Source organism: Streptomyces sp. BA2, from assembly GCF_009769735.1.
In the GTDB taxonomy this organism is placed as follows: Bacteria; Actinomycetota; Actinomycetes; order Streptomycetales; family Streptomycetaceae; genus Streptomyces.
This window is the reverse complement of record NZ_WSRO01000002.1, coordinates 2686815-2706044: the sequence shown is the minus strand read 5'-3', so window position 1 is coordinate 2706044 and position 19230 is coordinate 2686815. Positions and strand designations below refer to the sequence as shown.

At 69.8% G+C, this 19230-nt stretch carries 15 protein-coding genes; 5 read left to right on the top strand and 10 right to left on the bottom strand.

Annotated features, from left to right (window positions below; translation table 11 throughout):
• Window positions 1-40: 40 nt before the first annotated feature.
• The 9 genes from E5671_RS14885 to E5671_RS14845 all read right to left on the bottom strand — a co-directional run bounded on the left by E5671_RS14885 (window position 41) and on the right by E5671_RS14845 (window position 9971).
• A complete protein-coding gene (locus tag E5671_RS14885; RefSeq protein WP_160504442.1) occupies window positions 41-757 on the bottom strand; it encodes an ABC transporter ATP-binding protein in 717 nt (238 codons plus the stop codon).
• Window positions 754-1623, bottom strand: coding sequence for an ABC transporter ATP-binding protein (locus E5671_RS14880; protein ID WP_160504441.1), 870 nt, complete (start codon window positions 1621-1623; stop codon window positions 754-756). The genes E5671_RS14885 and E5671_RS14880 overlap by 4 nt, the downstream gene beginning before the upstream one ends.
• Before the next feature lie 3 nt (window positions 1624-1626).
• Entirely contained in the window at window positions 1627-3471 is a 1845-nt protein-coding gene (locus E5671_RS14875; RefSeq protein WP_160504440.1) for a branched-chain amino acid ABC transporter permease, read from the bottom strand.
• A 5-nt stretch (window positions 3472-3476) separates the two neighbouring features.
• On the bottom strand, window positions 3477-4406 hold the full coding sequence (locus E5671_RS14870; RefSeq protein WP_160504439.1) for an ABC transporter permease subunit: 930 nt from the start codon (window positions 4404-4406) through the stop codon (window positions 3477-3479).
• A gap of 149 nt (window positions 4407-4555) precedes the next feature.
• Window positions 4556-5803 carry an ABC transporter substrate-binding protein gene (locus tag E5671_RS14865; protein WP_160504438.1) on the bottom strand — a complete coding sequence of 416 codons (1248 nt, stop codon included), beginning with the start codon at window positions 5801-5803 and terminating at the stop codon, window positions 4556-4558.
• A gap of 255 nt (window positions 5804-6058) precedes the next feature.
• Entirely contained in the window at window positions 6059-6697 is a 639-nt protein-coding gene (locus tag E5671_RS14860) for a Tat pathway signal sequence domain protein (RefSeq protein WP_202121125.1), read from the bottom strand.
• Window positions 6688-7089, bottom strand: coding sequence for a hypothetical protein (locus tag E5671_RS14855; protein ID WP_160504437.1), 402 nt, complete (start codon window positions 7087-7089; stop codon window positions 6688-6690). Before E5671_RS14855 ends, E5671_RS14860 begins: the two co-directional genes overlap by 10 nt.
• An 83-nt stretch (window positions 7090-7172) precedes the next feature.
• Window positions 7173-7646, bottom strand: coding sequence for a PaaI family thioesterase (locus E5671_RS14850; protein ID WP_160504436.1), 474 nt, complete (start codon window positions 7644-7646; stop codon window positions 7173-7175).
• A 45-nt stretch (window positions 7647-7691) separates the two neighbouring features.
• Window positions 7692-9971, bottom strand: a complete 2280-nt coding sequence (locus E5671_RS14845) for an FdhF/YdeP family oxidoreductase (RefSeq protein WP_160504435.1) — start codon at window positions 9969-9971, stop codon at window positions 7692-7694.
• 122 nt (window positions 9972-10093) lie between these two features.
• Between E5671_RS14845 and polA the strand changes: the two genes are divergently transcribed.
• The 5 genes from polA (at window position 10094) to E5671_RS14820 (ending at window position 16719) form a co-directional block, all read left to right on the top strand.
• The gene (polA, locus tag E5671_RS14840; protein WP_160504434.1) at window positions 10094-12835 is read left to right on the top strand and encodes a DNA polymerase I; all 2742 of its coding nucleotides are present in this window, start codon (window positions 10094-10096) and stop codon (window positions 12833-12835) included.
• A 196-nt stretch (window positions 12836-13031) separates the two neighbouring features.
• Entirely contained in the window at window positions 13032-13544 is a 513-nt protein-coding gene (locus tag E5671_RS14835; RefSeq protein ID WP_160504433.1) for a hypothetical protein, read from the top strand.
• 93 nt (window positions 13545-13637) lie between these two features.
• Window positions 13638-15350, top strand: a complete 1713-nt coding sequence (locus E5671_RS14830; protein WP_160504432.1) for a lytic transglycosylase domain-containing protein — start codon at window positions 13638-13640, stop codon at window positions 15348-15350.
• Window positions 15351-15534: 184 nt separating this feature from the next.
• Window positions 15535-15669: an SPW_0924 family protein gene (locus tag E5671_RS14825; protein WP_160504431.1), complete on the top strand. Its 135-nt coding sequence runs from the start codon at window positions 15535-15537 to the stop codon at window positions 15667-15669.
• A gap of 57 nt (window positions 15670-15726) precedes the next feature.
• Window positions 15727-16719 carry a DUF3068 domain-containing protein gene (locus tag E5671_RS14820; protein ID WP_160504430.1) on the top strand — a complete coding sequence of 331 codons (993 nt, stop codon included), beginning with the start codon at window positions 15727-15729 and terminating at the stop codon, window positions 16717-16719.
• Here E5671_RS14820 and hrpB read toward each other — a convergent pair.
• Window positions 16709-19228, bottom strand: coding sequence for an ATP-dependent helicase HrpB (gene hrpB, locus E5671_RS14815; RefSeq protein WP_160504429.1), 2520 nt, complete (start codon window positions 19226-19228; stop codon window positions 16709-16711). The two genes, E5671_RS14820 and hrpB, sit on opposite strands and share 11 nt — an antisense overlap.
• Window positions 19229-19230: the final 2 nt, after the last annotated feature.

Sequence of the window (19230 nt, the reverse complement as noted above, 5' to 3'; positions counted from 1 at the left end):
CGGGGTGCGGGCCTTTCTCGTACACGTACCGCGAAGTGCTTCAGTCCTCGCCGAGGTACGCCTTCCGTACGGACTCGTCGTGCAGCAGGTCGTTCCCCGTTCCGGAGAGGACGATCTTGCCGACTTCCATGACGTGACCGTGGTCGGCGAGTGAGAGCGCCGCCTGGGCGTTCTGCTCGACGAGGAGAATGGTCGTGCCCTGGGACTTGAGCTCGGAGATGGTCGCCATGATCTTCTGCATCATGATCGGCGATAGGCCCATGGAGGGTTCGTCGAGCATGAGCAGTTTCGGCTGGGACATGAGGGCGCGGCCCATGGCGAGCATTTGCTGTTCGCCGCCGGAGAGCGTGCCGGCTGCCTGCTTTCTGCGTTCCCCGAGAATGGGGAAGAGTTCGTAGGCGCGCGCGATGTCCTTTTCGATGGCGGCCTTGTCGTTGCGCAGGTATGCGCCGAGGCGCAGATTGTTCTCGATCGTCATGCGCGGGAAGATGTGGCGGCCCTCGGGGGAGTGGGCGAGGCCGAGTGCGACGATCTGGTCTGCGCGGTATTTGCGTAGTGCTTTTCCGTTGAATTTGATGGAGCCGCCGACCGGCTTGAGGAGTCCGGAGAGTGTGCGCAGTGTGGTGGTCTTGCCTGCGCCGTTGGTGCCGATCAGTGTGACGACCTCGCCGGCTTCGACCTTGAAGGAGATGCCTTTGACGGCTTCGATCTTGCCGTAGGCGACTTTGAGGTCTTCGACTTCGAGCAGTGCGGTCATCGGCTGGTCTCCTCGTTGCCCGTCGTGTCGGCTTCGGTGCTGCCGGGGGCTCCTTCGAAGGGCTCGCCCAGGTAGGCGGCGATGACGCGGTCGTCCTGTTGGACGGTTTCACTGTCGCCTTCGACGAGTTTTTCGCCTTGGACGAGTACGGCGACGCGGTCGCAGAGGTTGAAGATGAAGCGCATGTCGTGCTCGATGACGAGGACGGCGATGCCCATGTCCCGGATGGCGAGGACGAGTTCTTCGGTGGCGCGGGTTTCCTGCGGGTTCATGCCTGCGGTCGGCTCGTCGAGGAGGAGCAGGCCGGGCTCGCTCGCCAGCGCGCGGGCGATCTCCAGCTTGCGTTGTTCGCCGTAGGGGAGGTTGCGGGAGAGGTGTTCCGCTTTCTCGGCGAGGCCGACGAACTCGAGGAGTTCCAGGGCGCGGGCCTTGGACTTGGCCTCCGCCTTGTGGAAGCCGGGGCCTCGCAGCAGGGCGGACCAGAGGCCTTCCTTCGTACGCGTGTGGCGGCCGACGAGGACGTTCTCCAGGACGGTCATGTTGGCGAAGAGGCGGATGTTCTGGAAGGTGCGGGCCACGCCGGCCGCTGTGACCTTGAAGGATTTGCTGGGCAGGACCGTGCCTTTGTACCGGACTTCGCCCTCGGTGGGGATGTAGAGGCCGGTGAGGCAGTTGAAGAAGGTGGTCTTGCCGGCGCCGTTGGGGCCGATGAGGCCGACGATTTCGCCGCTGTTGACGGTGAGGTCGACGGAGCGTACGGCGGTGAGGCCGCCGAACCGCATGGTGACGCCTCGGGCGTCGAGGACGGTTTCTCCGGGCGGCGTCGCGGCGGAGCTGTCCTTGTTTGTGGTGGTGTCGGTGGTCATGGCTCAGGCCCCTGTCTTGCTGAGGACTGTGGGTGGCGGCGTGTCGCCGGGGGCCAGTTCGGCTTCGTGGAATTCGAGCTGGCGGCGGCGGTTGGGGATGAGGCCCTCGGGGCGGAAGCGCATGAGCAGTACGAGCGCGAGGCCGAAGGCGAAGAGCTGGTAGTCGCCGAGGAAGGAGAGCTTGCTGGGGATGAGGTAGAGCAGCGCCGCGCCGACGAGGGGTCCGCTGATGGTGCCCATGCCGCCGAGGACGACCGCGGCGAGCAGGAACGCCGAGTTGGGCGGGACCGTGTTGGCGAACTGGTACTGCTCGGGCGTCACGGTGTAGGTGACGTGCGCCTGCACTGTGCCCGCGAGTCCGGCGAGCGTGGCGCCGAGCGCGAAGGCGATGAGCTTCACGCGGAAGCCGTTGATGCCCATGGCGAGCGCGGCGGTTTCGTCCTCGCGGATGGCGACCCAGGCGCGTCCGATGCGGGAGTCGCCGCTGCGCCTGAAGACGAGGACGACGACGAGGGTGATGAGCAGCATCAGGAAGAAGTAGTTCGCGAAGCGGCCGATGGTGACGCCGAGGATGCTGTGCTCGATGCCCAGGTCGAAGCCCAGGATCTTGAGGTTCGGGATCGAGGAGATGCCGTTCGAGCCGTTGGTGATGTCCGGGCCCGATGTGCCGTCGGAGTTCATGGCGACGAGGCGGAAGATCTCTCCGAAGCCGAGGGTGACGATGGCGAGGTAGTCGCCGCGCAGTCGCAGTGTCGGGGCGCCGATGAGGACGCCGAAGATGAGTGATGCGCCCGCGCCGACCAGGATGGCGCCCCAGAACGGCAGGTGGACGTCGAAGGGTGAGGACGGCGATCCGGAGACCATGGATGCCGCGTAGGCGCCGACGCCGAGGAAGGCGACGTATCCGAGGTCGAGGAGTCCGGCGAGGCCGACGACGATGTTCAGGCCGAGTGCGACGGTGGCGAAGATGAGGATGTAGACGCCGATGGTGGCGTACTGGTCGTCGCTCTGGGTGAACGGGAAGGCGGCGGCGGCGATGAAGGCGCCGATGAGTGTGATGTTGCGGTGCCGCCCGGTGTAGGTGGAGACCTGGGCGACGAGTCCGGCCTTGGACAGCGCGGCGAAGCCGAATGCCACGGTGATCAGGAAGCCGATGAAGAGTTCGTCGTATTCGGTGCCGATGCCGTAGGTGAAGACCAGGAGGCCCACCGAGAGCGCGGCGATGATGATGAGGATCTCGACGTAGCTGGGGAGCTTGCGCGGCGTGGGTGGTGCTTCGGCGGCGAAGGCGCCCTTGAAGATGATCATCGCGTTGCGCGCGCGGTGCTTGAGCTGTTCCCCGCTGGTGTCTTCGGGGTCGATCGCGTAGGTGTGCGGTCGTACGAAGGGCAGGGCGAGGGCGCCGATGAAGGAGGCGAGGGTGGCGATGGCGGCGACCCAGCCGCCGGGGTCGAGGTTGGCGAGGCCGCCGAGCTGGTAGCTGATCGAGATGATCGTGTACCAGGTGGTGGCGAAGGCGGCGAGCGCCGCGTACTTGAGCGCGGCGTCGGCGCCGCCGGGAGTCAGCGCCCGTACGCCTTTGATGCCGTACGAGGCGAGGCCGAAGAGCGTGGTGAGGAGGCCGGCGATCAGGGCGAGCACCTGGAGGCCGCCGGGGTAGCCGTAGACGGTGAGGTCGCCGGGGAATGCCGCGGTCCAGGTCCAGGCCATGAACGTGGAGATGACGGTGAGGATGCCGCCGCCGGTGGCGAGTGCGCGGGCGGGGCCCTCGGGGATGGCGATGAGACCGGTGGGGGTGTGGTCCTGCTTGGGGCTTGGCGCGTCGGCCGCAGTGGTCTGTGTGGTCATGGTTCTCACGCCCTGTCCGCGACGCGCTCGCCAAGGAGACCTTGTGGCCTGACGAGGAGTACGACGATGAGGAGTACGAAGGCCCAGACGTCGGCCCAGGACTGCCCGCCGAGCTGGCTCATGCCGGGGATGTCGTTCATGTAGGCGGTGGCCATGGCTTCGGCGATGCCGAGGACGAGGCCGCCGATCATCGCGCCGTAGATGTTGCCGATGCCTCCGAGTACGGCGGCGGTGAAGGCTTTGAGGCCCCAGAGGAAGCCCATGCGGAACTGGACTTCTCCGTAGCGGAAGCCGTAGGCGACGGCGGCGATGCCGGCGAAGGCGGCGCCGATCGCGAAGGCCACGACGATGACGCGGTCGGTGTTGACACCCATGAGCTTGGCGGTGTCGGGGTCTTGGGCGGTGGCTTGCATGCCGCGTCCGACGCGGGTCTTCATCACGAAGTAGCCGAGGGCGAACATGCAGATCGGTGCGGTGATCAGCAGGAAGATGTCGCCGGGCTGGATGGTGATGGAGCCCATGTGGATGGAGTCGCCGGGCATTTCGGGGAAGGTGCGGGACGACTTGGCGTTGGGGTACCAGGCCCAGACGGCTTGCTGGAGTGCGAGGGAGAGGCCGATGGCGGTGATGAGGGGTGCGAGGCGGGGTGCGCCGCGCAGGGGGCGGTAGGCGAAGCGTTCGGCTCCGACCGCTATGAGGGTGGAGACGATGACGGCGCCTATGAGCATGAGCGGCAGGGCGAGCCACATGCTGGTGCCGCCCGGGAGCCACAGCCAGACGGTGAGGGCGCCGAAGCCGCCGACCATGAAGATCTCGCCATGGGCGAAGTTGATGAGCTGGACGATGCCGTAGACCATTGTGTAGCCGATGGCGATCAGGCCGTACATGGATCCCAGTAGCAGGCCGTTGACCAGCTGTTGCGGCAGTTCGTGCACCGCAGGTCCTCCGAGTCTTTCGGTGTCGTTCGGCCTGCGGGCGGTGGCGGTTGGCCTCGCAGGACGGACGGCTTAGGTGACGGATGCGACGCCGCGCGGGGCGCTGCTGAGGCAGCGCCCCGCGCGGTGGTGTCGTGCTGCGGGGTGGATCAGCCGGTGAAGGTGCCGGACTTGACCGGCTTCCAGCCCTTGGTCGGGTCCTCGGTGGACTTGACCTCGTACACGGTGAGTTGCTTGTTGGTCGCGTCGCCGTACTCGTCGAAGGAGACCTTGCCGGTCACGCCGTCGAAGGAGACGTCCTGCATGGCGTCGACGATCTTGGCGCGGGCGTCGTCGGGCAGCTTGCCGTCGTTGTCCTCGACGACCTTCTTGACTGCTTCGATGACGGCCCAGGCCGAGTCGTAGGAGTAGCCGCCGTAGGCCTCGTAGGCCTCCTTGTAGCCGGCCTTCTTGTAGTTCGCGATGAACTCCTTGGCGGACGGCAGTTCCTCGACGGGCTGGCCGATGGAGGTGGCCATGTCGCCCTTGCCCTCTTTGCCGGCGAGCTTGACGAAGTCGGCGCTGTAGATGCCGTCGCCGCCGACGAGCGGGATCTTGGCTCCGGCCTTCTTCATCTGCTTGCTGAGCGGTCCTGCGGCGGGGTACTCGCCGCCGTAGTAGACGACGTCCGCGTCAGAGTTCTTGATCTTGGTGGCGACGGCGCCGAAGTCCTTGGTGTCCGGGTTCACGTGCTCGGTGCCCGCGACCTTGCCGCCGAGCTTGGTGAACTCGTCCTTGAAGGTGGCGGCGAGGCCTGCGCCGTAGGTCTTCTTGTCGTCGACGACGAAGACCTTCTTCTTCTTGGCCTCGTTGAAGAGGTACTGCGCGGCGAACGGGCCCTGGACGGCGTCCGTGGTGGCCGTACGGAAGTAGGCCTTGTAGGGGCGCACCTTCTTGCCGCCGTTCCAGTCCTGGCCCTGGGTCATGGCCGGGTTGGTGTTGGCGGGGGAGACCTGGACGAGTTTCGCGTCGTCGAAGACCTTCTGCATCGACTCGCCGACGGAGGAGTTCAGGGGGCCGACGGCGCCGAGGATTTCCTTGTTGGCGACGAACTTGGTGGCGTTGGTCTGGCCCGACGCGGGCTGCCCCTGGTCGTCGGCGGCTTCGATCTTGAAGGTGATGCCGTCGACGTACTTCTTCTCGTTGGCCTGCTTGGCGGCGAGGTCCGCGGAGTTGCGGATGCCGAGGCCCAGCGCGGACAAGTCGCCGGTCAGTGGCGCGTCGACGCCGATGACAACGGTGGTTCCGCCGCCCGCGGAGTCTTCCTTGTCCTTGTCGTCGCGTGAGCCACAGGCGGTGAGGGTGAGTGCCCCCGCGGTGAGTGCAGCGGTGATGGCTATGAGCGAACGTTGACGCACGATCAGTCCTTTCCCCTGGCACGGCCGTCCCCTGTTGGGTGGCCGAGTCGAGCGCGGAACCGAACTGACAGGAATCCGGTGGGCGCGGTGACTGGCCGTGACTCTAAGGGCCGCTTTGTTCTTGGTGGAGTGGTCAGGCCAAAGGTGTGACGCTCTTGTTATGACACGGGGTATTCCGGGCTGGAACTCAGGGGGCGGTTGGGGCGGAATAAGCCACCTTCGGCGCATCCCGCATGCTGAGAACTTGCAGGACTGTCAGGGTGTTTTACTCATGACATCAGTGTTCGGGGGGCATGCGGCTGTCAGGGCCCCTGAAAGATCTTTTGCGTACCTCTCGCCGAGGATGAAGCTCTGCAACTGCATTGCGCGAATATTACGCAGTGTTACCACCAGGAAAGGGAGTCCGGCATTCCGTTGCACATTTCCACATTCGCGAATGTGCATCGTGATGCGTGCCGTACGAGGGGTTCCTGTTTTCACGGTGAATGGGGTATGGGGGACGACCGTGACCGACAGCGCCTCCGTCGTCTGCGTGATCCGTCTGATGGACACCGGGGGCCCCGAGTCCTGGCTGAGGGCGACGGTGAAGCTGAACGTGCGGTCGCCGGCCAGCGGGTGCGTCATGCCGCCCCGGTAGGTCACGGACACGGTCTGCGACGGATAGAGCGGTGGTGGTGGTGCCGGGGGCCGGGGGCGGGTCAGGTAGAGGCTGAGCCCGGCGGCCCCGACGATCACGGCCGTGGTGACGGCCAGGGCGGTGCGGCGGTGCCGGGTGAGCAGCGGGTGGGGCCGGGCGGGACGCACGGCGACCTGGTCCGTGGCGGCGGCGCGGGTGGGCCGGGTCTCGTAGGTGTCGTCGCCGGGCTCGACGGGGCCGATGGCGTTCACACCCACGGCCCGCCGCTCGGCTCTCCGTGGCGGTAGCGCTCCTCGCACCGCTCACGGGCCTCACGGGTCATCAACTTCCGTCCCGCGTCGGCTCCGTGGCGCTTTCGCTCGGTGCGGGCGAGGTCGAGGGTGTCCCGCAGGATCATGTACTGCCCGTTGGAGAGGCCCATCGACTGGTAGTCGCCGTAGGTCTCCTTGCCCGAGTCGTAAATCTGCCGCCCCCACTTGGTGATCAGGGCCGTGCAGAGGTCCTCGGGGGACGTGGTGGTGGGGGAGGGGGCGTGCTCGGGGGCGTCGGCGGAAGGCGAACTCCCGCAACCGGCGGCGAGGAGAGCGGCGAGAAGGGCGGCGAGCGGGGCGGCGAAGGCGAGCGCACAGAGCGGTTTCCGGTGCCTCATGCACAGACGCTAGACCGGCGCCCCACGCTCCGACAATGCGTAGGGCGCTCGCCTTCGGCCGCCTTCAACCGCCGTCAACCGCCTTACGCGGCGGCGCCGTTGGGCTGCGCGTCGCGCAGCATGCAGGTCAGCCGCGCGGTGCACACCCGCTTGTCCTGCTCGTCGGTGATCACGATCTCGTACGTCGCCGTGGAGCGGCCCCGGTGCACGGGTGTCGCCACGCCGGTGACCAGGCCCGAACGCGCGCCGCGGTGGTGCGTGCAGTTCAGGTCGACACCGACGGCGAGCTTCTGGCTCCCGCCGTGCAGCATCGAGCCGACCGAGCCGAGCGTCTCGGCGAGTACGGCGGAGGCGCCGCCGTGCAGCAGGCCGTACGGCTGGGTGTTGCCCTCGACCGGCATCGTGCCGACGACGCGGTCGGCGGAGGCCTCGACGATCTGGACGCCCATCCGGACGCCCAGATCGCCCGCGGAGAACAGGGCGGGCAGGTCGATGCCGAGCGCGGCGTACTCGTCGATGACCTCTTGCGGGAACTTCACGCTGTGCTGCTCGCCCATGGGGCCCGGCTCCGTTCGTCGTCCTCACTGTCGCTGAGCGAACGCTCAGTCGGTCCCTGATTGTTCCAGGCGCACGACGACGGACTTGCTGGCGGGGGTGTTGCTGGTGTCGGCGGTCGCGTCCAGCGGGACCAGGACGTTCGTCTCCGGGTAGTACGCCGCCGCGCAGCCCCGGGCCGTCGGATAGTGCACGATCCGGAAGCCCGGCGCGCGCCGCTCGACGCCGTCCTTCCACTCGCTCACCAGGTCGGCGTACGACCCGTCGGCGAGGCTCAGCTCACGGGCGTCCTCGGGGTTGACCAGGACGACACGGCGGCCGTTCTTGATGCCCCTGTAGCGGTCGTCGAGGCCGTAGATCGTGGTGTTGTACTGGTCGTGCGAGCGCAGCGTCTGGAGCAGGAGCCGGCCCTTCGGCAGGGCGGGGAACTCGACCGGCGCCGCGGTGAAGTTGGCCTTGCCGGTGGCCGTGGGGAAGCGGCGCTCGTCGCGCGGCGCGTGCGGCAGGGTGAAGCCCGCGGGGTCGGCGACGCGCGCGTTGAAGTCCTCGAAGCCGGGGATCACGCGCGCGATGCGGTCGCGCACCGTGGCGTAGTCCTTCTCGAACTCCTCCCAGGGGGTGGCCGATTCGGGACCGAGGACGCGGCGGGCGAGGCGGCACACGATGGCCGGCTCGGAGAGCAGATGCGGGCTCGCGGGCTCCAGACGGCCGCGGGAGGCGTGCACCATGCCCATGGAGTCCTCGACGGTCACGAACTGCTCACCGCCGCCCTGGAGATCCCGCTCGGTGCGGCCGAGCGTCGGCAGGATCAGGGCACGCGCGCCCGTGACGGCGTGCGAGCGGTTCAGCTTCGTCGACACGTGGACGGTCAGGCGGGCCTTGCGCATCGCCGCCTCCGTCACCTCCGTGTCGGGCGACGCCGCCACGAAATTGCCGCCCATCGCGAAGAACACCTTCGCCTCGCCGTCCCGCAGTGCCTTGATCGCGCGGACGACGTCCAGGCCGTGCTCGCGCGGCGGCGCGAAGCCGAACTCCTTCTCCAGGGCGTCGAGGAAGGCCGGAGCGGGCCGCTCGAAGATGCCCATCGTGCGGTCGCCCTGCACGTTCGAGTGCCCGCGCACCGGGCACACGCCCGCGCCCGGACGGCCGATGTTGCCGCGCAGCAGAAGGAAGTTGACGACCTCGCGGATGGTCGGCACGGCGTGCTTGTGCTGGGTGAGGCCCATCGCCCAGCACACGACGGTGCGCTTCGAGGCGAGGACCATGGCGAGGGCCTCCTCGATGCGCTCGCGGGTGAGGCCGGTCGCGGCGAGGGTCTCGTCCCAGTCGGCGCCGCGCGCGGCCTCGGTGAACTCCTCGTACCCATGAGTGTGTTCGCGGACGAACTCCTCGTCGACCGCTCCCTCGGTGCCGAGGATGAGCTTGTTGAGGAGGCGGAACAGGGCCTGGTCGCCGCCGAGGCGGATCTGCAGGAAGAGGTCGGTGAGGGCGGTGCCCTTGAGCATGCCCTGCGGGGTCTGCGGGTTCTTGAAGCGCTCCAGGCCCGCCTCGGGCAGCGGATTGACCGTGATGATCTTCGCGCCGTTGTTCTTCGCCTTCTCCAGGGCGGAGAGCATGCGCGGATGGTTCGTGCCCGGGTTCTGCCCGGCGACGATGATCAGATCCGACTTGTAGAGGTCCTCCAGGAGGACGCTGCCCTTGCCGACGCCGATGGTCTCCGTGAGCGCGGAGCCGGACGACTCATGGCACATGTTCGAACAGTCGGGCAGGTTGTTCGTGCCCAGCTCGCGGGCGAACAGCTGGTACAGGAACGCCGCTTCGTTGCTGGTGCGGCCCGAGGTGTAGTAGACGGACTCGTCCGGGCTGTCCAGCGCGGCCAGTTCCTCGCCGATGATGTCGAAGGCCCGCTCCCAGGAAACGGGTTCGTAGCGCTCGGCGCCCTCCGCCAGATACATCGGGTGGGTGAGGCGGCCCTGCTGCCCCAGCCAGTACCCACTGCGCGTGGCGAGGTCGGCCACGGGGTGCGCGGCGAAGAAGTCGGGGGTGACGCGGCGCAGCGTGGCCTCCTCGGCGACCGCCTTCGCGCCGTTCTCGCAGAACTCCGCCGTGTGCCGGTGCTCCGGCTCGGGCCAGGCGCAGCCGGGGCAGTCGAAGCCGTCCTTCTGATTGACCCGCAGCAGCGTCAGCGCCGTGCGGCGCACACCCATCTGCTGCTGGGCCATGCGCAGTGAGTGACCGATGGCGGGAAGGCCCGCCGCGGCGTGCTGCGCCTGCGCGACCTGCGGCGCGTCCTGGACCGGATCACCCTTGGGCGACTTCCTTGCCATGGTCGGCTCCCCTTCGAGCACGTACGTGAGCTACGTCTCCGATCCTCCCACGCGCAGCTGACAGCGCGGTCGCGGGTGAGGGTTGGGGCCGACTGTCAGTGGGGCGTGGCAGGATCGGGGACGTGGCAGAAAAAGCAGCGAAGAAGAAGTCCGAGACCGCGACGAAGCCGAGTGGCGAGCAGCGTCCGCGCCTGCTCCTCATGGACGGGCACTCCCTGGCCTACCGGGCGTTCTTCGCGCTGCCCGCGGAGAACTTCACGACCGCGACGGGCCAGCCGACGAACGCGATCTACGGCTTCGCGTCGATGCTGGCGAACACCCTGCGCGACGAGGCGCCCACGCACTTCGCGGTCGCCTTCGACGTGTCGCGCAAGACGTGGCGCTCCTCGGAGTTCCCTGAGTACAAGGCGAACCGCTCCAAGACCCCGGACGAGTTCAAGGGCCAGGTCGAGCTGATCGGCGAGATCCTCGACGCGATGCACGCGGTGCGGTTCGCGGTGGACGGCTTCGAGGCGGACGACGTCATCGCCACGCTCGCCACCCAGGCCGAGGCGGCGGGCTTCGAGGTCCTGATCGTCACCGGCGACCGCGACTCCTTCCAGCTGATCAGCGACCACGTGACGGTGCTGTATCCCACGAAGGGAGTCTCCGAGCTGACGCGCTTCACCCCGGAGAAGGTCGAGGAGAAGTACGGCCTCACGCCCAGCCAGTACCCCGACTTCGCGGCCCTGCGCGGCGACCCCTCGGACAACCTCCCCGGCATCCCCGGGGTGGGCGAGAAGACCGCCGCGAAGTGGATCAACCAGTTCGGTTCCTTCGCGGACCTCGTCGAGCGCGCCGAAGAGGTCAAGGGCAAGGCCGGACAGAACTTCCGCGATCACCTGGACGCGGTGAAGCTGAACCGCAGGCTCACGGAGATGGTGCGCGACGTCGAGCTCCCCAAGGCCGTCGCCGACCTGGAGCGTCTTCCGTACGACCGCACGGCCCTCGCCCTGGTCCTCGACACCCTGGAGATCCGCAACCCCTCGCTGCGCGAGCGGCTCCTCGCCGTCGACCCCGGCGCGGAGGAGGCCGACCAGACCCCGGCCGAGCCGGGCGTGGAGCTGGACGGCTCGGTGCTCGGCGCGGGTGAGCTCGCGCCGTGGCTCGCCGAGCACGGCAAGGCGGTCCTCGGCATGGCCACGGTCGACACCTGGCAGCTCGGCACGGGCTCGGTGACCGAGGTCGCCCTCGCGGCGGCCGGCGGAGCGGCGGCCTGGTTCGACCCGACCCGCCTGGACGAGTCCGACGAGAACGCCTTCGCGGCCTGGGCCGCCGACCCGAAGAAGCCCAAGGTCCTGCACAACGCCAAGGCCACGATGCGGGTCTTCCCCGAGCACGGCTGGACGGTGGACGGCGTCACCATGGACACGGCGCTCGCCGCGTACCTGGTCAAGCCCGGCCGCCGCTCCTTCGCCCTGGACGCCCTGTCTCTGGAGTACCTGGGCCGAGAGCTGGCGCCCGCGTCTGCCGCGGACGGACAGCTCGCCTTCGGTACGGAAGAGGACGACCAGGCCGAGGCCGACGCGCTGATGTCGCAGGCCCGCACGATCCTCGACCTGGGCACGGCCTTCGGCGAGAAGCTGCCGGAGGTAGGTGCGGGCAATCTCCTGACGGACATCGAACTGCCGACGTCCATTCTCCTGGCCCGCCTGGAGCGGCACGGCATCGCGGCGGACCGCGCCCATCTGGAGGCGATGGAGCAGCAGTTCGCGGGCGCGGTGCAGCAGGCGGTGAAGGAGGCGCACGCGGCGGCGGGCCACGAGTTCAACCTCGGCTCGCCAAAGCAGCTCCAGGAAGTCCTCTTCGGCGAGCTGAATCTCCCCAAGACGAAGAAGACCAAGACCGGGTACACCACGGACGCGGACGCCCTGGCCTGGCTCGCGGCCCAGACCGAGAACGAACTGCCGGTCATCATGCTCCGCCACCGTGAGCAGGCGAAGCTCCGCGTGACGGTCGAGGGCCTGATCAAGTCGATCGCCGCGGACACCCGCATCCACACGACCTTCAACCAGACGGTCGCGGCGACGGGCCGCCTCTCCTCCACCGACCCGAACCTCCAGAACATCCCCGTCCGCACGGACGAGGGCCGGGCGATCCGCCGCGGCTTCGTGGTCGGCGAGGGCTTCGAGTCCCTGATGACCGCGGACTACAGCCAGATCGAACTGCGCGTGATGGCCCACCTCTCCGAGGACGAGGGCCTCCTGGAGGCGTTCAGCTCGGGCGAGGACCTGCACACCACGGTCGCCTCGCAGGTCTTCTCCGTCGAGGGCTCAGCCGTCGACGCCGAGATGCGCCGCAAGATCAAGGCGATGTCGTACGGCTTGGCGTACGGCCTCTCCGCGTTCGGCCTCTCCCAGCAGCTGAACATCGAGGCGGGCGAGGCCCGCGCGCTCATGGACACGTACTTCGAGCGGTTCGGTGGCGTACGGGACTATCTGCGCCGAGCCGTCGACGAGGCCCGCGCGACGGGCTACACGGAGACGATGCTTGGCCGCCGCCGGTATCTCCCCGACCTCAACAGCGACAACCGCCAGCGCCGCGAGATGGCCGAGCGGATGGCCCTGAACGCCCCGATCCAGGGCACGGCCGCGGACATCGTCAAGATCGCCATGCTGAACGTGCACCGCGCGTTGACGGAGGCGAAGCTCGACTCCCGCATGCTGCTCCAGGTCCACGACGAAATCGTCCTGGAGATCGCTCCGGGTGAGCGCGCCAAGGTGGAGAAGCTCGTCCGGCGCGAAATGGCGGGCGCGGTGTCGCTGCGGGCTCCGCTGGACGTGTCGGTGGGCGTGGGCGCGGACTGGGAGTCCGCCGCGCACTGACGGCCGCGCCGGGCTTGAGCGGGGTTCTCCTGGAGCGCCGCGCATCACCGGCTTCGCCGAGTCCGTCCGCAATCGCCGGGCGGGCCGGAATTTCCGGCCCGCCCGGCGATTGCGGACATTTTGTACAGAAATCCGACCTCACCCTAGTGGCCCTCGCCCCCGAGCCCCGCCCAGGCCCCCCGGCCACGATGACCGCATGGCCCCACACCTGCGAAACTGCCGGGCGGTCATAGCCACGGCCATAGCCACCGCTCTCCTCACCCCGATACCCGCTACCGCCGCTCGAGCCAGCGCGGTGCAACGCGCGCCCTTCCGTACGGCCCGCGGCGACCCGGCCCTCGCCGCCCAGCTCTCCCGCGACATCCGCGCCGCTCTGGTCGCCCGGCGGGGCACCGTGTCCGTGGCCCTCCACGACCCCGCCACGGGCCTCAGCTGCGCCCTCGGCAGCAGCCGCCGTTACGACACCGCGAGCGTCGCCAAGGTCATGATCATGGAGGCGGCCCTCCGCCGTGCCCAGGACTGGGGCCGCGGCCTCTCGCACGACCACCCCACGACGCAGTACGTAGCCCGTACCATCGAACGCGTCTCTCAGGCCGTGCACCGCGCCCTCAACAAAGGGCGTGCGGCAGTGCACCCCGCCCGAACAGGACGCGGCCAACCGGTGAAAATCGGGCACGAACGGGTGTCTGGGCGCCGGAAGTTGTCGTAGTGTCGCCTGAGTCGGCCCGCTGGGGAGCGCAACGGGGAGCATGGTAGAGCGGGCGGCGACACGCACAGTCGTCAAGGGGAGGGATTCACGGTCATGGCGGCGGTATTCGGCAGGCGGTTGCGCAGGGGAGCGGTGACCACCGCGGTGGCCGCGGCGGCGGTGGCCGCACTCGCGGCATCCCAGGCCCCGGGCGTGACGGACGTGCCTCGCGACGAGCGGGCGGGGGCATCCGGCGCCACGCCGCCACCAGAGGATTCCGCGACCGGCAACTCCCCCTATTACACCGACCTGCCGCCCCTCAACACCCCGGTCCCGCCGACCGGAGCGCCCAACGGCGGCGACGACAAGACCGAGGCTGGGCTCCCGGCCACCGTCCTGGACGCGTACAAGAAGGCCGAGGCCTCCCTGGCCACCTCCCAGCCCGGCTGCAAGCTGCCCTGGGAACTGCTCGCCGCGATAGGCAAGGTCGAGTCGGGCCAGGCGCGCGGCGGCCAGGTGGACGCGAACGGCACGACGCTCGCCTCGATCCGCGGCCCGGTCCTCGACGGCAACGGCTTCGCGAAGATCACCGACACCGACAACGGCGCGTACGACGGCGACGAGACGCACGACCGCGCGGTCGGCCCCATGCAGTTCATCCCCTCGACGTGGGCGACATGGGCGCAGGACGGCAACGCGGACGGCAAGAAGGACCCGAACAACATCTACGACGCCGCGCTCGCCGCGGGACGCTATCTCTGCGCCAACGACCGCGACTTGTCCGTCGAGGCCGATCTGCACAAGGCGATCCTCAGCTACAACCGTTCGACGGACTACCTGAACACGGTCCTGTCGTGGCTGGAGTACTACCGCAAGGGCACCCACGAGGTCCCCGACGGCACGGGCGTCCTGCCGAACGACCGCAGCGACGGCAACGGCATCGGCAACGGCCCGAGCGCGAGCCCGAGCCCCACGCCCACGCCCCCGGCGTCCGGTTCGCCCTCACCGAAGCCGCCCAAGCCCGGCGACGACAAGCCGTCCGAGCCCGGTAACAACGGCGGCGGCAGCGGCGGCCCGACCACTCCGCCCACGGGCGGCGGCGGCTCCGAGACCCCGAAGCCCAACCCCACGCCCACCGACCGGGTCGCGAGCCTGGAGGACGCCGGCACCGGCAAGCTCGCCGCGACGGCGGGCGACGCCTTCGCCGAGCGCGTCGAGGTGCGCACGGAGTCCGCGTCGGGCTCGGCCGTGGCCAAGGCCAAGGTGAAGTTCGCGATCGTCGGCGACACCGACGCGCGCTTCCCCGGCGGCGCCACCAGCGCGACCGTCACCACGAGTGCTTCGGGCAAGGCCACCGCCCCGGTGGTCAAGGCGGGCGAGAAGGCCGGTGAGTTCACGGTCCGCGCCACGGTCGTCGGCCGCTCGCTCCCCGGCCTCGACTACACGGCGACGGTCACCGCGCGCCAGGCCGACGCCCTGGCCAGGACCAGCGACAAGGCGCTGACCTGTGAGCCGGGCAAGGAGTTCGCCGACCAGGTCGAGGTCAAGGCGACGTACAAGGGAGTGGCCGCCGACCGCGTGGCGGCCACCGCCACCATGATCAAGTCGGCGGCGGACGCCACGGCCAACGACAAGGGTCCGTACTTCAAGGGTGCGGACGGCAAGCCGGCCCGCACCCTCAAGGCCCTGAAGACGGACGCGAACGGCGTGCTCAAGCTCCCCAAGATGTACGCCGACGACGCCGCGGGCACGTATCTCCTGCGCGTCACCACCGTGGGCGGCGCGACGCTCACGGTCGAACTGAAGGTGGCGGCCCCCGCGGCCTAGCCGCACAGGACACCTGCCGCACACACGAACGCCCCTGCGCCCGCCCGGCGCAGGGGCGTCTCTGTGTGTGCAACGTGTTCTCATCTGGCCGTCGCGTTGCTACGGTGCCCCAGCCCTGACGCCCTGTCAGTTCATGGTCGGCGTCCTCGACGCCGTCAGGTTTCCCCGCCTCGGGAGGATCCGCATGCGCGCTCTCATCGCCGCCGCGACCGGTCTTGCCGTCGCCCTCGCCCTGGTCCTGACCATCACCGCGATGGGGGCCCCGCCCGGCGAGACCTCGCCGGAGCCGCTGCTCACCACCGTCCCCAAGCACCCGTGACCGTCAAGAAGCACCCCTGACCGTCAACCGCCCGTCTCCGTAGGGAGGGCCGCCGCGATGCGCCGCAAGGCCAGCCTGATCCTGCTCGCCTTCGCCGTGTTCTTCACGGCGATGTCCCCGCTCATGCGCTGGTACGCCTTCCCGCGCCTCGCCAAGATCCCGCCGAGCCAGTACCAGGAGGCGGTGCTCGAGGCGAAGAACCCGATCCTCGTCGACTACGGCACCATGCGGGCCAAGAAGGTCTCCAAGGTCACCGTCGTCCAGACACTCAAGGGCAACGTGGAGGCCTCGGAGAAGATCGAGAAGAGTGCGGACCGCGACGTCGTCGTCTGGGACGCCCTCTCCTACGTCCAGGGGCCCGACGGCAAGATGGTCTCCAAGGTCCCCGAGCGCTACATCTTCGACGCGCACAGCCAGGAACCGGTGCACGCCACGGGCGAGATGGTCGACGGCGACGCGGTCAAGCGCGAGGGCATCGAGTTCAAGTGGCCCTTCCTGACCGAGAAGCGGGACTACGAGTACTTCGACGCCCAGGCCCGCGTCACCAAACCCATCCACTACAAGGGCACGCAGACCTTCCGCGGCGTGAAGGTCTACTACTTCGAGCAGACCATCCCCTGGACCAAGGTCCCCATGCCCAAGACGATGCCGATCAAGGGCATCACCCCGGAGTCCCTCGACAAGACGGGCACGACGCGCTGGTACACGACCGTCCGCAAGTTCTGGGTCGAGCCGACCACCGGGGCGCCCGTCTACGGCGAGGAGATCCAGAAGAACGAGCTGCGCGGCGGCACACTCCTCGGCGACCGCGACAAGGTCACGGTCTTCGCAGGGCACGTGAAGATGCGCGAGGACTACATCAAGAACACGGTCGACCTGGTGAAGTCCCAGCGCGTCCTGGTCCTCCTCATGACGTCCTATCTCCCCTGGGGCTTCCTGGGCCTCGGCCTCCTCCTGCTCGCCCTCTCCCTCTGGCTGGAGGCCCGCAGCCGCAGGCCCGGCGAACCGGAGGCCACGGCGGCGCCCGAGCCGGAACCGGTCAACGCCTGAGCCGGGCGTTGGTGAACCGCGTCGCCTCGGCGGCCGCCGGATCCTCCGGCCACGGATGCTTCGGATACCGCCCGCGAAGCTCGGCCCGCACCGCCCGGTAGCCGTCCCGCCAGAAGGAGGCGAGATCGGCGGTGACGGCGGCGGGGCGTCCCGCGGGGGAGAGCAGATGCACGAGGACGGGTACGCCGCCGTCCGCGATACGAGGGGTCTCGGCGAGCCCGAACATCTCCTGCAACTTCACCGCGAGGACGGGCTGTTCGGGGTCGGAGTAGTCGATGCGGATCCTGGAACCACTGGGCACCGCCACCCGCTCCGGAGCGAGCGCGTCTAGGCGGGTGGCCTCGCCGGTCGCCCAGGGCAGCAGGCGGTTGAGCGCCTGGCCTGCGTCGATGCGCCGCAGGTCGGCCCGGCGCCGCGCCTTGGACAGCTCGGGCTCCAACCACTCGTCCACGCGCGCGTGCAGGGCGCTTTCGGACACGTCGGGCCAGGGCGCCCCCAGATGCCGGTGCAGAAACGCGAGCCGCTCCCGCAGCTCCCGAGCCCCCTGGGACCAGTTCAGGAGCGAGGTCCCTTCTTCCTGGAGCCCCGCGAGCAGCCCTTCTCGTACGAGGCCGGGGGCGGGCTTCTTGAGGGGCCGCACCGCCAGTTCCACGGCGCCGAGACGCTCGACGTGCCGCGCGACGAGATCCCCGTCGGTCCAGGCGACCTCGTCCCCCTCGCGGTAGAGGGGCGCGGCGGCGCTCCGGGCGACGCCCTCGTCGATGTGCCCGCCGAGCAGCACGCGCGCGTGCCCGGCGCCCACGGGCCGGTCGGCCACGGCCACGGCGATCCACTCCGCACCGGTCAGCGCGGACCCGGCCCGTACCTCGCCCCGGGTCCCGTTCACCATGAGGTACGTCCCGTCGCCTCGCCCTTGGGCCACCCGCTCGGGAAAGGCGAGGGCGGCAACGAGCCCGGCGACGTGCTCATCGCTTCCGGCGTCCCGCGGCTCCGAAGGCGCGGGCACCGCCGCGGTCAGCCTCCGCACCTCCGTGCGCCACCGCGCCGCGTACCCGTCGCCGCCCCGCCGGGCCACGCGCCAGGCCGCCGCGAGGTCGTCCCCGTACTCACGCGGCGGCTCCTCGCTCAGGAGGGCCACCACCTCGGCCGCGCGGCGCGCCCCCACGAGGGGTGCCGCGTCCAGCAGGGCCCGCGCCAAGCGGGGGTGAAGCCCGACCCGCGCCATCCGCGCGCCCCGCTCCGTGACCCGCCCCGACCCGGGGTCCACCGCCCCGACCGCCGTCAGGACGGCACGCGCAGCCGCCATCGCGCCACCCGGCGGCGGATCGAGCAGGGCCAGACCGGAGGCGTCAGGATCCCCCCAGCAAGCCGCCTGCAAGGCGAACGCGGAAAGGTCCGCCAGCTTGATCTCCGGCGCCGGAAAGCGCGGCAGACGGGCGTCCTCGGCCTCCGCCCAGCACCGGTACACGGCCCCCGGCGCCTCACGCCCCGCGCGACCGGCCCGCTGCCGGCCCGACGCCTGCGAAGCCCGTACCGTCGTCAGCGCGCTCAGCCCGCGCGCATGGTCGACGCGGGGCTCACGCGCGAGCCCTGAGTCGACGACGACCCGCACACCAGGCACCGTCAGCGAGGACTCGGCCACCGACGTCGCGAGGACCACCCGCCGGGCGCCTCCCGACGAGCCCGCAAGCACCGCGTCCTGCACGTCGGCGGACGCCCGCCCGTGCACCTGAAGCACCTCCGCGGGGACGTCACCCAGCTGCCCCGCCACCCGCGCGATCTCACCGACCCCGGGCAGGAAGCACAGGACGTCCCCGTCCCGCTCGGCCAGCGCCCGCCGCACCACCGACGCCACATGCGTGAGCTGCGCCGGATCCACCCGCATCCCGTGCGGCGGCCGCACCGGACGCGCGGGCGGCGCCCAGACGACCTCGACCGGATGCGAGGTGCCCCGCGCCTCCACCACGGGGGCGTCCCCGAGGATCCGCGCCCACCCCTCCGCGTCCGTCGTCGCGGACGCCGCCACGAGCCGCAGCTCGGGCCGCAGCGCCGCCCGCACATCGACCAGGAACGCCGCCACGGTGTCCGCGTCGAGATGCCGTTCGTGGCACTCGTCGATGATCACCACGTCGACACCGGTCAACTCCTGGTCCCGCTGCAGCCGCTGCAACAGGACACCTGTCGTGACGACCTCCACGCGCGCGTGGCGGCCCACCACACGCTCACCGCGCACCGTGTACCCGACGCTCTCCCCGACCTTCTCGCCGAGCAGCCACGCCATCCGCCGCGCGGCGGCCCGAGCGGCGATGCGCCGTGGCTCGGCGACGACCACACGACGTACAGGACCGTCCCCGAGAAGCCCCGCGAGGGCCAGCGGCACCAGCGTCGTCTTGCCCGTACCGGGCGGTGCGCACAGCACGGCGCTGCCGGGCCCGTCCAGGGCGGCGCCCAGCGCGGGCAGCGCGCCGCGTACGGGCAGGTCCAGGGCTTCGTTACGGAGACGGGTCACGC